Below are 14,519 nucleotides of genomic sequence, written 5' to 3'. Positions count from 1 at the left end.
GTGTCCCTGAAGCCGCGCGAACACGACCGCAAGTACGGCGAGCTCGACCACGTCGTCCGCGCCTACCTCGGCCACAGGGCCGACGACGACGAGCCCCTCACCGCCTACCTCCGCCACACCTGGCGCACCCGCCCCTGGGCCATCCCCATCGCCGAAGAACAACTGCGCACCTACGCCGACAACCCGCCCGGCCGGCTCCGACTGCGCCTCGGCGAGTTCTACCCGGTACCCGACGTCGGCCTTCCGGACTCCGAGATCCAGGCGTGGCTGGTGCGCCTGGCCGACCGGCTCAAGGAGAGCGTCGACACCGGCCAGGCTCCGCCCCCGTCCACCCCGCGGACCCGCTGGGAGTGGCACGCCCGCTTCCCCGAACTCGCCCAGTTCCTCGGCGGCTGGTTCTCCCAGGACATGCCCGACGAGTTCGAGGACCACGACGCCGCTCTCCAGAACTATCTGGACACCACTGACAGCGGCCTGGTCGCCCAGCTCACCGGCGAGGTCCACGACCTGCTCACGCTGCCCCTGGACGAGTCCGACTACGCGCTCGCCGTCACCGAACTCGGCATGGAGGTCGACCCACCCGCGCCGTACACCCCCGGCGCCTGGCTCACCGAGCTCGCCGCACGACTGCGGGGACGGTCCGACGATGCCGTTGCACCCTGAAGGAGCCTTCACCAGCGGGCCGTTGTTCCGGCTCGCGGGCCTCGCCGCCGCACAGGGTGGTGATCCTCTCGAGTGGCAGGTGCTGCGTATGGCCAGGGTCCTGCGGACCGAGCACTGGGATCCTGCCTGGCGGCATCCGCTGCAGCCGCTCGCCTCGCAGCTCGACCACCTGGCCCTGACCTTCGACGAGGACCTCTTCCGGAGTTGCCCTGAGGGCGCGCAAGAGACCTGGCTGGCCGCCGCCTCCGCCACCGATGACACTGTGCCCGGGTTCATGACCGGGCTCGCCGCGCTGCTGCGGCTCGCGGACCGGCAGGGGCCGGCGGGCCACGGTGACGTGCCGCTCGCCAAGTGGGAGGCGGCAGCCCGGTTCCCGCTGCTGCGCGACCTCGACACCTGGGCGTACGACGGCGAGTACGACTCGTTCGAGAGCGCGTTCCAGGGCCGGATCGACGGCGAACATCCCTGCTGCGACCGCGAGGTCGTGCCGTTCGTCGCCCAGGCGTCGGAGGCACTCGCCCTCTGTGCCGCCTGCGAGCACTTCAGAAGGGACTTCCTCGGGTTCGACACCAGCGTGACGCCCGCCGGCCTCGCCCTCGTCGTGGACCTCGGCCACGCCCACATGGTCAGCCATCACCGCTGAGGCCTTCCGCAGGCCGCCGGACCGGCCCGTTCAGCGGTGCACGCCGCCCCGCTCCCCCGCCTGGGCGGGGTGCCGGGCCACCAGCCGGAGCGCCCAGCGGTAGTGGCACGCCGCCTTGAAGATGCCGATCAGGCCGGTGATCCACAGGATCAGGCCCAGCCCCATCAGCAGGGCGACACCGGCCAGGGTGTCCTTGCCCGGGCGGGCGCCTGCCGGGACCGTGAAGGAGAGCCACAGTCCGTAGGCGCACATCAGGAACGAAGGCAGGAACCAGAGCAGGCCGAGGCCGGGTGCGCGGTAGCGGGCGTCGCCCGCCGGGTCGCGGGTCAAGGCGCTCCAGCAGTGCAGCCGTCCTCGCACCTCGGCGTCGCGGGCGATGCCGAAGCCGATGACCAGTCCGGTCGGGATCATGAACGCGAGGCCGATGGCGCCGGTGATCACGCCGAAGAAGTGGCTGAAGACGTCCGCCGGTTCGGCGAACAAATGCAGTGCCGCTCCGAAGATCACCCACCCGATCGCGAACCCGGCCGCCGGCAGCCACAGCAGCAGCAGCCGCACCGGACCGATGCTCATGCGCAGGAGCTCACCCATCGCCCTGGCCCGGTCCGCCAGCATCGCCTTCCGGTCGGGCCATGCCCGTATTTCGGCAGGCGGGGGCGGAGGGGGGAGGGCACGTGGGGACATGAGACGAGGTTACCGGCCGGTCTCCGGTCCGGACTGTGCCGCCCGCTCCAGCAGCAGGTCACGTTCGCGGGCGTTGCGAGCCATGGAGGCCGCCCGTTCGAACTCCGTCCTGGCCTCTTCGGTGCGCCCGAGTCGGGCCAGCAGGTCTCCCCGGACGCTCGGCAGCAAGTGGTAGTCCTTCAGGGCCGGTTGGTCGGCGAGTGCGTCGACCAGCTCGAGTCCGGCGGCCGGTCCTTCCGCCATGGAGACGGCGACCGCACGGTTCAGTTCCACGACCGGGGACGGCGTCAGGGCCGCCAACTGCCCGTAGAGCGCGGCGATCATCGCCCAGTCCGTGTCCTCGTAGCGCACGGCCTGCGCGTGGCAGGCGGCGATGGCGGCCTGAAGGGTGTACGGGCCGTAAGGGCCGCCGCCGGCCCGGTGGAGCGCCTCGACGCCCCGGCGGATGAGCAGCCGGTTCCATCTGGTGCGGGTCTGGTCGGCGAGCAGTACGGGCTCCCCGCCGGGGCCGGTGCGCGCCGGGATGCGGGATGCCTGGAGTTCGAGGAGGGCGTTCAGGCCGTGCACCTCGGGTTCGCCGGGCATCAGTCCGGCCAGCACCCGGGACAGCCGCAGCGCGTCTTCGCACAGCGCCGGACGGACCAGGTCGTCGCCCGCCGTAGCAGAGTAACCTTCGTTGAAAATCAGGTAGATGACGTCGAGCACGGACCCGAGCCGGGCGGCGCGGTCCGCGCCGTACGGCACTTCGAAGGGGACGCCCGCATGGGCCAGTGACCTCTTCGCGCGGACGATGCGCTGGGCGACGGTCGACTCGGCGGTCAGGAAGGCCCGGGCGATCTCCTCGGTCGTCAGGCCGCCCAGAAGCTTGAGGGTGAGCGCGATGCGGGCCCGCGTGGACAGCACCGGATGGCAGGCGGTGAAGATCAGCCGCAGCAGGTCGTCGTCGATGTCGTCGGGATCCGCCGGCTCGACCGGCGGCGCGACGTCCTCGGCGGCCCTCCCCACCTCGGCCAGCTTGCGGGCGTACGTCTCCTTGCGGCGTACGAGATCGATCGCGCGATGTTTGGCGGTGGCCATGAGCCAGGCTCCCGGTCTCTCCGGGACGCCCGACTCCGGCCACTGCTCCAGCGCGGCGACCAGAGCATCCTGCGCGAGCTCCTCCGCGATGCCGACATCCCGCACGATGCGGGCGACACCGGCGATGATCCGCGCCGACTCGATCCTGTAGACCGCTTCCACTGCACTTGCTGCCGTCACGGCGACCCATCAGAGCAGCCGGGGCGAACGGCGGGCAAGCACGGCCCGCGGTCAGCCCTCCTGGATCTCGCGCACCTCGCAGGCGACGTTCCACTCCGCGGGGTGGATCTCCAGGAACCGCTTCGCCCACTCGACGGCCTCCGCCTTGTCCTTGCACTGGAGGATCGCGTAGCCGCCGACGACCTCCTTGGTCTCGGTGAAGGGCCCGTCGGTGCAGGAGATCCTGCCGCCCGACCAGTTGACGCGGGTGCCGTCGGAGGTGGGCACGAGCCCGGCGGTGTCCAGCATGACGCCCGCCTTCGTCATCTCCTCCAGCAGGGCGCCCATCTTCTTGTCGAAGCCCTCGGGGAACTCGTCCTCGGGGATCTGGTTCTCCTCGATGCGGATCAGCGACATGAAGCGCGGCATGGTGAACTCCTCGGTTCGTGAGTACGGGGCCGTTCCCCGCCTCTCACCCATGCGTCGAAAGGGCAGGACGCCGATCGACACACTCGCCGAAGTTTTTCCGAGAAATCTCAGCCGAGCGATTCGAAACGCCAGCGGTGAACCGGGCGGGTGATCAGGTCGGCGGCCGGCTCGGGCAGTTCCGGCAGGTCGGCGTCCGTCCCCGGCGCCTCCCACCAGGTGATGACGAGCACCCGGTCGCCGCTCGCCCGCAGCGTCTCCCGGCGCAGCGGCTCGCCTGCGAGCTCGCGGGCGCGGGCCCACTCCAGCAGCTCCGCGCCCCGGCCCTCGACGGCACGGGCCTCCCACATCATCGCCACGACGGTCATGAGTACAGGTTGTCCTTGCTGACTTCGTGAACGTGGTCGTGGTCGTGCCGGTGCTTGCCGGGCACATGCGGCTCCGTCACGGGCAGCGACGAGTCGGCGGACAGGTCCAGGTCGGAGGCGGGCCGGTTGCGGGCCACCATCTCCGCGCCCAGGGCGGCGACCATGGCGCCGTTGTCCGTGCACAGCTTCGGCCGCGGGACCCGCAGCCGGATGCCGGCCCGTTCGCAGCGCTCCTCGGCAAGGGCACGCAGCCGGGAGTTGGCGGCGACGCCTCCGCCGATCATCAGATGGTCCACGCCCTGGTCCTTGCAGGCGCGCACGGCCTTCCGCGTCAGTACGTCGACGACCGCCTCCTGGAAGGAGGCCGCCACGTCCCGCACCGGCACCTCCTCGCCGGCGGCGCGCTTGGCCTCGATCCAGCGGGCCACGGCCGTCTTCAGGCCGGAGAAGGAGAAGTCGTACGCCGGGTCCTTGGCGCCGCTCAGGCCGCGCGGGAATGCGATCGCCGCCGGGTCGCCCTCCTTGGCCAGCCGGTCGATCACCGGACCGCCGGGGAAGCCCAGGTCCAGAACGCGCGCGATCTTGTCGAAGGCCTCGCCTGCGGCGTCGTCGATCGTCGCCCCCATGGGCCGTACGTCGGCGGTGATATCGGGCGCGAGAAGCAGCGACGAGTGGCCGCCTGAGACGAGCAGCGCCATCGTCGGCTCGGGCAGCGGGCCGTGTTCGAGCTGGTCGACGCAGATGTGGGAGGCGAGGTGGTTCACCCCGTACAGCGGCTTGCCGAGGGCGTAGGCGTACGACTTCGCCGCGGAGACGCCGACGAGCAGCGCGCCGGCGAGGCCGGGTCCCGCCGTCACCGCGATGCCGTCGAGGTCGCGGGCGCTGACGCCCGCCTCCTTCAGCGCGCGTTCGACGGTCGGGACCATCGCCTCCAGGTGGGCGCGCGAGGCGATCTCGGGCACGACGCCGCCGAACCGGGCGTGCTCGTCGACGCTGGAGGCGACCGCGTCGGCGAGCAGGGTCGTGCCGCGGACGATGCCGACGCCGGTCTCGTCGCAGGAGGTCTCGATACCGAGTACGAGCGGTTCGTCAGCCATCAGAGGTCTCTGTTCCTTGTACGGTCAGTCGCATGACGAGGGCGTCGATGTTGCCGGGCTGGTAGTAGCCGCGGCGGAATCCGATGGGCTCGAAGCCGAATCGCTCGTACAGCTTCTGGGCCCTGGTGTTGTCCACCCGCACTTCGAGGAGCACCTCGTCGCACTCGAAGGCGGTGGCGTGCTGGAGCAGGTCGGTCAGCAGCCGGGAGCCGAGGCCGGTGCCCCACTGGCCGCGGTCGACGGCGATGGTCTGTACGTCGCCGAGACCGCCGGCGGCCGCGAGTCCCGCGTAGCCGACGATCCGGCCGTCCTCGTCCTCGGCCACCACGTAGCGGCGGGTGGCCTGGGGGCCCCGGGAGTGCGCGAGTTCGGACCAGAACATGCCGGGCGACCAGGCGTCCTCGGGGAAGAGCGCGTTCTCGAGCTCCAGCACCGGCTCCAGGTCCCACCAGCGCATCTCACGCAATTCAGGAAGGCCGCCGCGCAGCGGTGTCGAGGAGGGGCGGCGGTCGGTGGGGGCAACCCCCGGGCGAAGCTCCGGGGGTGGGTGGGCGGCGCTCACTTGGGGGTGACCACCTTGTAGTTCTTCGGGACCTGCGCGTCGGGGCGGCGCAGGTACAACGGCAGGGGCGGCAGGAACTCCTCGCCCGCCCGCAGCTTCTCGGCCGCCAGCGCGGCGAGCGCCGCGGCGCTCACGTGCTCGGGGCCGCGGGCGTCCGGGAACGTCTCCGGGTACAGCAGCGCACCCGCGCCCACGGCGGGCAGTCCCTCGACCTGGCCGGCGATGTCGGCGGGGCGGTCGACGGCCGCGTCGGTCGCACGGGTGCGGGCGTTCTCGTACCGCGCCCAGTAGACCTCCTTGCGCCGGGCGTCGGTCGCCACCACGAAGGGAGTGGCGAGACCGGCTCCGTGGGCGAGACCGTCCAGCGTGCAGACCCCGTGCACCGGTACACCGAGCGCGGAGGCGAACGTCGCGGCGGTGACCAGACCGACCCGCAGTCCCGTGTACGGTCCGGGGCCGACGCCGACCACGATGCCGGTGACGGCGTCGAGCTTCACCCCGGCCTCTGCGAGGACCCGGTCGACGGCGGGCAGCAGCAGTTCCCCGTGGCGGCGCGCGTCCACACTGCTGGACTCCGCGAGGACGGAGGAGCCGTCGTGGAGGGCGGCGGTGACGGCGGGCGTGGCGGTATCCATGGCGAGCAAGAGCACGCAAACAGCCTACGGCTCCGGCGAGGGGGCCATGGCGGCACCGTCGAACGGAGCCTCGGTGCTACCGTCACCACGAGCACAGGTATTCGGTAACACACGCATCCAAGAGGTGGGCAGGGTGGCACGGAGCAGCTCGGGATTCGTGGCCGGGCTCACGGCGGCCGCGCTGGCCATCGTCGGATTCCTCGCCTATCAGGCGGCGGCGGACGTCCCCGCAGATCTCGCCGCGTCGAAGCCGCCCAGCGCCGCCCCTTCCGCGACGACTCCTGGCGCCGCCGCGTCCCAGAAGCCGCAGGACCCGCTGGCGGTCCCGGCCGGCTCCGGCACGGGGATGCGCGTCGTGTACGCGCTCGGCGACCGGCGGGTGTGGCTCGTGGACGCGAACGGCAAGGCCGGCCGGACCTTCGAGGTCATGCCCTCCACGGTCAGCCCGAAGCCCGGCTCCTACACGGTCACCTCACGGTCGGGCAATGTGCCCGGCTCCGACGGCGTACCGGTCGAGCATGTGGTGCGATTCGCCAGCGAGGGTGGCGTGTCCGTCGGTTTCAGCGCGGCGGTCGACGGCTCGATGGCCAGCCCCGACCCGAAGAAGAAGACGGGCGGCGTGCGGATGACGCGTGCCGACGGTGACGCCATGTGGGTCTTCGCGACGATCGGCTCCAAGGTGGTCGTCGTTCCGTAGCCCGAACCGCCACTACCCGTACGGGTGGTCGCGTGCGACCCCGTGCGAATCAGGCGGCGTCCCGGTGGGTCCCCGGGCCGTGCGTGGCGGGGCGGTGCGCCTCGCTGTCGCGAGCCGTCTCGTTGTCGCGGGGCGGGGTGGATACGGCGCTGGCCGCGGCGCAGGACGCCAGCAGGTCCCGCATCGACACGGCCGACGGCAGCGGCTTCGCCGGTGTGGGCCTGGACGGCTGCTGACGTGACCGGGCTTCGCGCTCCGATGCCGGCATGGACGCCTCCTGGGCTCCGTGGGCAGGCGAGGTTAGGTAGACCTAACCAGGACTCGGTACCATGTCATCACGTGCGGCGTCGTGGGCGCAACATTTTCCCGACGTCTTGTCGGAACACACGGATTTCGAGACACCCGCCCGGAGCCGGGGCCGTCCCTAGGCGGCGGCCACGGCCAGGTCCGTGTCCGCCCAGCGGGCCCCGTACCCGATCAGGGTCACGACACGGCGGTCGTCGTCCGTGTCTCCCACCACCCGGTCGATGATCACGTGCAGCCGGTCCTCCGACAGGTCCTCGACCTTGCCGTCGCCCCACTCCACGACCACCACCGACTCGGGCAGCGAGACGTCGAGGTCGAGATCCTCCATCTCGTCGAGGCCGCCGCCCAGGCGGTACGCGTCGACGTGCACCAGTGCCGGGCCGCCCGTCAGCGACGGGTGGACACGGGCGATGACGAACGTCGGGGACGTGACAGCGCCACGGACGCCGAGGCCCTCCCCGACGCCGCGGGTCAGCGTCGTCTTGCCGGCGCCGAGCTCGCCCGTGAGCATCACGAGGTCACCGGGCCGCAGCAGCTTCGCGAGGCTGCGCCCCAGGTTCTGCATCTCCTCGGGAGAGTCGACCGTCAGTCGGGCCCGAGCGGCGGCGGCGGTCTCAGCCGCCGGGCTGTGCGGTGCTTCCATACCGACCAACGGTAGCCGCTGCCGGCACCGCTCCGGCCCGCACCAGAAGGTCCGCGAGGCGGTCCGTGACAGCCTCCGGATGCTCCAGCATCACCAGGTGGCCCGCGTCCGGCACGATGACCAGCTCGGCCGCCGGTTCGCTCTCCCGCAGCAGGTCCGCGATCGCCTCGCTGTGCGTGCTCGGGGTGACCAGGTCCTTGTCACCCGCGAGGACGAGTACCGGTAGTCCTTGGAACACCGCGAGCGCCTCGGCCTTGTCGTGCTCGGCGAAGGCCGGGTAGAACTCGGCGACCACATCGATGGGCGTCGACTCGATCATCCGCTCCGCGAACCGGGCGACGGCCGGGTCGACGTCCTTCGAGGAGAACGAGTACCGCTTGATCAGCCCGGCGAACAGGTCCGCGGTGGCCCGGCGGCCCCGCTCGACCAGCTCGGCCTGCGAGCCCAGCGCACGCAGCACGCCCGGCAGGACCCGCCGTACCGCGTTCACCCCGGCCACCGGGAGCCCGTAGCTGACCTCTCCCAGCTTCCCGGACGACGTGCCCATGAACGCCGCCGCCACCACGCGTTCGCGCACCAGCTCGGGAGCGTGGGCCGCGAGCGCCATCATCGTCATGCCGCCCATGGAGTGGCCGACCAGCACCAGCGGTCCCTCGGGGGCCGCCGCGTCGATGACCGCCTTCAGGTCCCGGCCCAGCTGGTCGATCGTCACCGGCAGGCCGCCGGATCCGGCCTGCGCCGAGGCCCGGCCCGACCGGCCGTGGCTGCGCTGGTCCCAGTGGACGGTACGGACCAGACCGCGCAGCGCGGCGCGCTGGAAGTGCCACGAGTCCTGGCTGAGGCAGTAGCCGTGACTGAAGACGACGGTGACGGGAGCCGGCGCCTTGCGCCCGAAGAGCCTGCGGCGGCGCGGCGCGGCGGCCTCGGGGTCGACCTCGTCCACCTCGTAGTAGAGGGCGGTGCCGTCGTCGGCGAGGGCCTGCCCGGGCGTGCCGCGCAGGGCGCCGTACGGACCCGACGCGTCGAGCGCGAGACGTGCCTTCCTGCGCATCCCGCGGCCGACGGTCAGCCGCTCCAGCGCGACGCCTGCCGCAGCACCGGCGGCGACCACGCCTATCGCCGCTCCCGCGAAGCCCGCGCGACGCCAGCTGTCCGAAGCCACGGCTGCCGCCGCGGCTTCGACCGCGGCCTCGGCCGCGTCCCCCGTACCGGTCTCGCTCACCGTGCCGCTCTCCTAGTCATGGGAGTCGTGGGCGTGTTCCTCTGGGCCTTCGTTCAGATGGACGCGCGGGACCCTGGTTCCGATCCGTGTGACGATCTCGTACGCGATCGTGTCCGCCGCCCGGGCCCAGTCCTCGGCGGTCGGCTCACCCCGGTCGCCGGGGCCGAACAGGACGGCCTCCGTGCCCTCCGGAACCGTCGCCCCGCCGAGATCGACGACGAACTGGTCCATCGCGACCCGTCCGGCCACCCTCCGCCACTCGCCCGCGACCAGGACCGGACCGCGGCCGGATGCGTGCCGGGGGATGCCGTCCGCGTAGCCCACGGGGATCAGCCCGAGGGTCGTCTCGCCGTCCGTGACGTAGTGGTGGCCGTAGCTGACGCCGTGGCCGGCGGGAACGTGCTTGACCAGGGCGACGGACGCGGCGAGCGTCATCACGGGCCGCAGCCCGAAGTCGGCCGGGGTGCCCAGTTCCGGGGAGGGCGAGATGCCGTACATCGCGATGCCGGTGCGGACGAGGTCGAAGTGCGACTCGGGGACCGTGAGCGTCGCCGGGGAGTTGGCCATGTGCCGGACCTCGGGCTCGATGCCGGCCTTCTCCGCGTGCTCCACCATGTCGCGGAAGACGGCGAGTTGGGCAGCGATCGAGGGATGACCGGGTTCGTCGGCACAGGCGAAGTGGGACCACAGACCGGTGACCTGGACGAGCCCGTCGTCCTCCGCCGTACGGGCGGCGGCGACCAGCTCGGGCCAGTCGGCGGGCTGGCACCCGTTACGGCCCAGACCGGTGTCGGCCTTGAGCTGGACCCGGGCGGGGCGGCCGGCCGCCCTCGCCGCCGCGGTGACCTCGTCCAGCGCCCAGATGCCGCTCACGGACATGTCGAGGTCCGCCTCGATGCCCTCGCGCCAGGGGCCGCCGGGCGTCCACAGCCAGCACATGATCCGGCTCTCGACCCCGGCCGCGCGCAGCGCGAGCGCCTCGTGGGGCGTGGCCGTACCGAGCCAGGTCGCACCCGCCTCGAGCGCCGCGCGGGCGCACGGCACCATGCCGTGGCCGTACGCGTCGGACTTCACGACGGCCATCAGCGCGGCACGCGGCGCGCGGGCGCGCAGGGCGCGCACATTGGCACGCAGGGCCGCGAGGTCGATCTCGGCCCGTGCGCGCAGTGGTGCGGAACGGCTGCTCGGTGCTGTGTGACTCATCGCGCCCAGTGTCTCAGAGCCGTACGGCCGGATCCGTACGGCGGGCGGTCGCGTGCGTCACTCGGGTGCGGCTGCCGTGCCGCGGCGGCCCGCGGGGGCGCGCCGCGCCCCGTCAGACGGCGCTCACGTCGCGCCACGCGGCCGGGAGCGCCGCGGCCACTTCGAGCGCCGTGATCGGCGTGCCGTGCGCCGCCGCGTGACGGGCAGCCAGACCGTGCAGATAGGCGGCGGCGGAACCCGCGTCGCGCGCGCCGAGACCGGCGGCCAGCAGGGAACCGGCCAGGCCGGAGAGCACGTCGCCGCTGCCGGCCGTCGCCAGCCACGAGGACCCCATCGGGTTGACCCGGACCGGTGAACCTTCCCCGTCGGGCGCGGCGACCAGGGTCGTGGAGCCCTTGAGGAGGACCGTGGCCCCGAACCGTGCGGCCAGTTCCCGCACGGAGCCGAGCCGCGAGGCCTCCACCTCCTCCCGCCCCACGCCCAGGAGTGCAGCCGCCTCCCCGGCGTGCGGAGTCAGCAGCGTCGGCGCCGCCCGGTCCCGTACCGCCGCGGTGTCCAGCAGGCGCAGCCCGTCCGCGTCGATGAGCACCGGGACGTCGGACGCCAGCACGTCCTCCACCACGCCGGCGTCGTCGCCGAGCCCCGGGCCGACGACCCAGGCCTGGACCCGGCCCGCCTTCCCGGGGGGACCGGCGTGGACCAGGCACTCCGGGAAACGGGCGATCACCGCGTCGGCGGCAGGGCCGACGTACCGCACGGCCCCCGCACCACCGCGCAGCGCGCCGGCGACCGAGAGCACGGCCGCACCGGGATAGCGCGCGGACCCCGCGACCACCCCGACGACTCCGCGCCGGTACTTGTCGCTCTCCGCGGCCGGGAGGGGCAAGATCTGGGCCAGGTCCGCGTGTTGGAGCGCCTCCAGCGCGGGCACGGAGGGCAGGTGCTCCTCGAGCCCGATACCGACGAGCCGTACGGTGCCCGCGTACTCCTTGGCCGGGTCGATGAGCAGGCCCGGCTTGTACGTCCCGAACGTGACGGTCGCGTCCGCGTGGAGCGCCTCGCCCTGCACCCGGCCCGTGTCGGCCTCGACACCGCTGGGCAGATCGACCGCCACGATCACGGCGTCGGAACCGCGGGCCGCGCGCGCCACGGGCACGGCGTCCTCGCGCAGCCCGCCCCGTCCTCCGATGCCGGTGATCCCGTCCAGCACCAGGTCGGCGGAGGCGAGCACCTCGAACGGGTCGTCGGCCACCCGTCCGCCGGCGGCGAGGAGCGCCGCGAGACCGCCCTCGTGGACGCGGCCGCGGGCGAGCGGCACGGCGACGACCCCGGCGCCGCGGCGCGCCAGCCGGGCCCCCGCGTACAGGGCGTCACCGCCGTTGTCGCCGCTGCCCACGAGCAGGACGACCCGGGCCCCGTACACCCGCCCGAGCAACCCGGCGCAGGCCGCGGCCAGCCCGGCGGCGGCCCGCTGCATGAGCGCCCCCTCCGGTAGCCGGGCCATGAGCTGTGCCTCGGCGTGCCTCACGGTCTCCACGCTGTACGCAGTACGCATCCCCCGAGTCTGCCGCAGCCCGAGCCACGGCGCGCGGCCACCACGCACAAGTGCTCCGCCGACGACCGCAGTTACGCTCCGCGGCGTGGAACGCCCTGCCGGAGTCGCATCCAGCCGCGCGGAGCACCGGCCGGAGTTGCGTCCCACCGCGACGAACACCAGGCCCTGGTTACGACCCGCCAGGGCCCGGCCCCGGCCGGGGACACGGCCGCCGCGCCGAACACCCACCCGGCCGGGGTTGCGCCCTGCAAGGCCAGGCACCCGGCCGGAGACACGGCCCGCCGGGCCCCGGTCGCGGCCGGATCCGGACGCCCGGCGGCGGCTCCGGCTCAGCCCTCCGCGATCACGACCGCCGAGGCGATTCCCGCGTCATGGCTGAGCGACACGTGCCAGGAGCGCACGCCCAGTTCGGCGGCGCGGGCGGCGACCGTGCCGTGCACACGCAGCAGCGGCCTGCCCGAGTCCTCCACGTACACCTCCGCGTCCGTCCACAGCAGGCCCGCCGGCGCGCCGAGCGCCTTCGCCAGCGCCTCCTTCGCGGCGAACCGCGCCGCGAGGGAGGCGTAGCCTCTGCGCTCACCGCTCGGCAGCAGCAACTCCCGTTCCAGGAAGAGCCGCTCGGCCATGCCCGGTGTCCGCTTCATCGACGCGGCGAAGCGTTCCACCTCCGCCACGTCGATCCCCACCCCGATGATCATTCGACGCTCATTCCACCGTCACGGACTTGGCCAGGTTCCTCGGCTGGTCCACCTCGTTGCCACGGGCCGTGGCGAGCTCGCAGGCGAAGACCTGAAGCGGCACCGCGGCCACCATCGGCTGGAGCAGCGTCGGTGTCGCCGGGATCCGCACCAGGTGGTCGGCGTAGGGCACGACCGCCTGGTCGCCCTCCTCCGCGATCACGATCGTACGGGCGCCGCGTGCACGGATCTCCTGGATGTTGGACACGATCTTGTCGTGCAGCACCGAACGCCCGCGGGGGGACGGCACCACGACCACCACGGGCAGGTCCTTCTCGATCAGCGCGATCGGCCCGTGCTTGAGCTCGCCCGCGGCGAACCCCTCCGCGTGCATGTACGCCAGCTCCTTGAGCTTCAACGCACCTTCCAGCGCCACGGGATACCCCACGTGACGCCCCAGGAAGAGCACCGTGTTCTTGCCGGCAAGGGAACGCGCCAGCTCCCGCACCGGCTCCATCGTCTCCAGTACCCGCTCCACCTGCCCGGAGATCTGCGCCAGGTCACGGACGACGGCCCTGATCTCGTCGCCCCACTTGGTGCCGCGCACCTGGCCCAGATAGAGGGCGACCAGGTAGCAGGCCACCAGCTGGGTCAGGAACGCCTTGGTGGAGGCGACCGCCACCTCCGGCCCGGCATGGGTGTACAGCACGGCGTCCGACTCGCGGGGAATCGTCGACCCGTTGGTGTTGCAGATGGCCAGCGCCCTGGCGCCCTGTTCACGGGCGTGCCGCAGCGCCATAAGGGTGTCCATGGTCTCGCCGGACTGCGAGATGGCGATCACCAGCGTCCGCTGGTCCAGGATCGGGTCCCGATAGCGGAACTCGCTCGCCAGCTCGACCTCGCAGGGGATGCGGGTCCAGTGCTCGATGGCGTACTTGGCGATCATCCCGGCGTGGAAGGCGGTACCGCAGGCGACGATGACGACCTTGTCCGCCTCACGCAGCACGGACTGCGGGATGCGCACCTCGTCGAGAGTCAGCGACCCCGACGCGTCGACGCGGCCGAGGAGGGTGTCGGCGACCGCCTTGGGCTGCTCGGCGATCTCCTTGAGCATGAAGTAGTCGTACCCGCCCTTCTCGGCGGCGGAGGCGTCCCAGTCCACGTGGTAGGCCCGCACCTCGGCGGGCTCCCCGTCGAAACCGGTGATCGTCACAGCGTCCCTGCGGAGCTCGACCACCTGGTCCTGGCCGAGTTCGATCGCCGACCGAGTGTGGGCGATGAACGCGGCCACGTCGGAGGCCAGAAAGGACTCGCCGTCACCGACTCCCACCACCAGCGGGGAGTTGCGCCGCGCGCCGACCACCACGTCCGGCTCGTCGGCGTGCACCGCCACCAGCGTGAACGCGCCCTGGAGCTGCCTGCACACCATGCGCATCGCCTCTGCGAGGTCACCGCAGGACGAGAACGACTCCGCGAGGAGGTGCGAGACGACCTCGGTGTCGGTCTCCGACTCCAGGTCGTGGCCGCGGTCGGCCAGCTCCGCGCGCAGGGCGGCGAAGTTCTCGATGATGCCGTTGTGCACGACGGCCACACGGCCCGCGTTGTCCAGGTGAGGGTGCGCGTTGGCGTCGGTGGGACCACCGTGCGTGGCCCAGCGCGTATGGCCGATGCCGGTGGAACCGCTCGGCAGCGGTCGGTCCGCCAGTTCCTTCTCCAGGTTGACGAGCTTGCCCGCCTTCTTCGCCGCCGCGAGCCCCCCGTCGGCGAGTACCGCGACTCCGGCCGAGTCGTAGCCGCGGTACTCGAGCCTCTTAAGCCCGGCGATGACCACATCGAGCGCCGACTGTCCGCCGACGTAACCCACGATTCCGCACATGTCGGCAGCCTACGGTTCCGGACCCG

At 72.5% G+C, this 14,519-nt stretch carries 17 protein-coding genes; 3 read left to right on the top strand and 14 right to left on the bottom strand.

Translation table 11 applies throughout. The features are described from left to right. Positions 1-663 carry a contact-dependent growth inhibition system immunity protein gene (locus MDN94_RS11170; protein WP_482725668.1) on the top strand — a complete coding sequence of 221 codons (663 nt, stop codon included), beginning with the start codon at positions 1-3 and terminating at the stop codon, positions 661-663. Beyond that, entirely contained in the window at positions 647-1,306 is a 660-nt protein-coding gene (locus tag MDN94_RS11165) for a hypothetical protein (protein WP_482725667.1), read from the top strand. Before MDN94_RS11170 ends, MDN94_RS11165 begins: the two co-directional genes overlap by 17 nt. Positions 1,307-1,336: 30 nt before the next feature. Here the strand turns inward: MDN94_RS11165 and MDN94_RS11160 are convergent, their stop codons facing one another. From MDN94_RS11160 to tsaB, 7 genes are all read right to left on the bottom strand, one after another. Further along, positions 1,337-1,990: a hypothetical protein gene (locus MDN94_RS11160; protein WP_482725666.1), complete on the bottom strand. Its 654-nt coding sequence runs from the start codon at positions 1,988-1,990 to the stop codon at positions 1,337-1,339. 9 nt (positions 1,991-1,999) lie between these two features. Continuing rightward, positions 2,000-3,247, bottom strand: coding sequence for an RNA polymerase sigma factor (locus MDN94_RS11155; RefSeq protein ID WP_482725665.1), 1,248 nt, complete (start codon positions 3,245-3,247; stop codon positions 2,000-2,002). Positions 3,248-3,298: 51 nt separating this feature from the next. After that, entirely contained in the window at positions 3,299-3,655 is a 357-nt protein-coding gene (locus MDN94_RS11150; protein ID WP_482725664.1) for a YciI family protein, read from the bottom strand. A gap of 107 nt (positions 3,656-3,762) precedes the next feature. Then, a complete protein-coding gene (locus MDN94_RS11145) occupies positions 3,763-4,020 on the bottom strand; it encodes a hypothetical protein (RefSeq protein ID WP_482725663.1) in 258 nt (85 codons plus the stop codon). Further along, positions 4,017-5,117, bottom strand: coding sequence for a tRNA (adenosine(37)-N6)-threonylcarbamoyltransferase complex transferase subunit TsaD (gene tsaD / locus MDN94_RS11140; protein ID WP_482725662.1), 1,101 nt, complete (start codon positions 5,115-5,117; stop codon positions 4,017-4,019). The genes MDN94_RS11145 and tsaD overlap by 4 nt, the downstream gene beginning before the upstream one ends. Continuing rightward, on the bottom strand, positions 5,110-5,574 hold the full coding sequence (rimI, locus tag MDN94_RS11135) for a ribosomal protein S18-alanine N-acetyltransferase (RefSeq protein WP_482727055.1): 465 nt from the start codon (positions 5,572-5,574) through the stop codon (positions 5,110-5,112). The genes tsaD and rimI overlap by 8 nt, the downstream gene beginning before the upstream one ends. Positions 5,575-5,675: 101 nt before the next feature. Continuing rightward, the gene (tsaB, locus tag MDN94_RS11130; RefSeq protein WP_482725661.1) at positions 5,676-6,329 is read right to left on the bottom strand and encodes a tRNA (adenosine(37)-N6)-threonylcarbamoyltransferase complex dimerization subunit type 1 TsaB; all 654 of its coding nucleotides are present in this window, start codon (positions 6,327-6,329) and stop codon (positions 5,676-5,678) included. Between the two features lie 142 nt (positions 6,330-6,471). Between tsaB and MDN94_RS11125 the strand changes: the two genes are divergently transcribed. Next, positions 6,472-7,011, top strand: a complete 540-nt coding sequence (locus MDN94_RS11125) for a L,D-transpeptidase (RefSeq protein WP_482727054.1) — start codon at positions 6,472-6,474, stop codon at positions 7,009-7,011. A 49-nt stretch (positions 7,012-7,060) separates the two neighbouring features. On the opposite strand, the gene MDN94_RS11120 is transcribed toward MDN94_RS11125, so the two are convergent. The 7 genes from MDN94_RS11120 to glmS form a co-directional block, all read right to left on the bottom strand. Further along, the gene (locus tag MDN94_RS11120; RefSeq protein WP_482725660.1) at positions 7,061-7,279 is read right to left on the bottom strand and encodes a hypothetical protein; all 219 of its coding nucleotides are present in this window, start codon (positions 7,277-7,279) and stop codon (positions 7,061-7,063) included. A gap of 156 nt (positions 7,280-7,435) precedes the next feature. Further along, positions 7,436-7,960, bottom strand: coding sequence for a tRNA (adenosine(37)-N6)-threonylcarbamoyltransferase complex ATPase subunit type 1 TsaE (gene tsaE / locus MDN94_RS11115; RefSeq protein WP_482725659.1), 525 nt, complete (start codon positions 7,958-7,960; stop codon positions 7,436-7,438). Further along, on the bottom strand, positions 7,932-9,182 hold the full coding sequence (locus tag MDN94_RS11110) for an alpha/beta fold hydrolase (RefSeq protein ID WP_482725658.1): 1,251 nt from the start codon (positions 9,180-9,182) through the stop codon (positions 7,932-7,934). The genes tsaE and MDN94_RS11110 overlap by 29 nt, the downstream gene beginning before the upstream one ends. Positions 9,183-9,194: 12 nt before the next feature. Next, entirely contained in the window at positions 9,195-10,385 is a 1,191-nt protein-coding gene (gene alr / locus MDN94_RS11105) for an alanine racemase (RefSeq protein ID WP_482725657.1), read from the bottom strand. A gap of 112 nt (positions 10,386-10,497) precedes the next feature. Further along, entirely contained in the window at positions 10,498-11,940 is a 1,443-nt protein-coding gene (locus MDN94_RS11100) for an NAD(P)H-hydrate dehydratase (RefSeq protein ID WP_482725656.1), read from the bottom strand. 329 nt (positions 11,941-12,269) lie between these two features. Beyond that, positions 12,270-12,638 carry a holo-ACP synthase gene (locus MDN94_RS11095; RefSeq protein ID WP_005313448.1) on the bottom strand — a complete coding sequence of 123 codons (369 nt, stop codon included), beginning with the start codon at positions 12,636-12,638 and terminating at the stop codon, positions 12,270-12,272. Between the two features lie 7 nt (positions 12,639-12,645). Continuing rightward, positions 12,646-14,493 (bottom strand): glutamine--fructose-6-phosphate transaminase (isomerizing), encoded by a 1,848-nt coding sequence (gene glmS / locus MDN94_RS11090; protein WP_482725655.1) that lies wholly within the window; start codon positions 14,491-14,493, stop codon positions 12,646-12,648. Between the last annotated feature and the right edge of the window lie 26 nt (positions 14,494-14,519).

It is taken from the genome of Streptomyces sp. WAC00040, from assembly GCF_056835925.1.
Note: the sequence above shows the minus strand (reverse complement) of the source record. Positions and strands in the feature narration are given on the sequence as shown.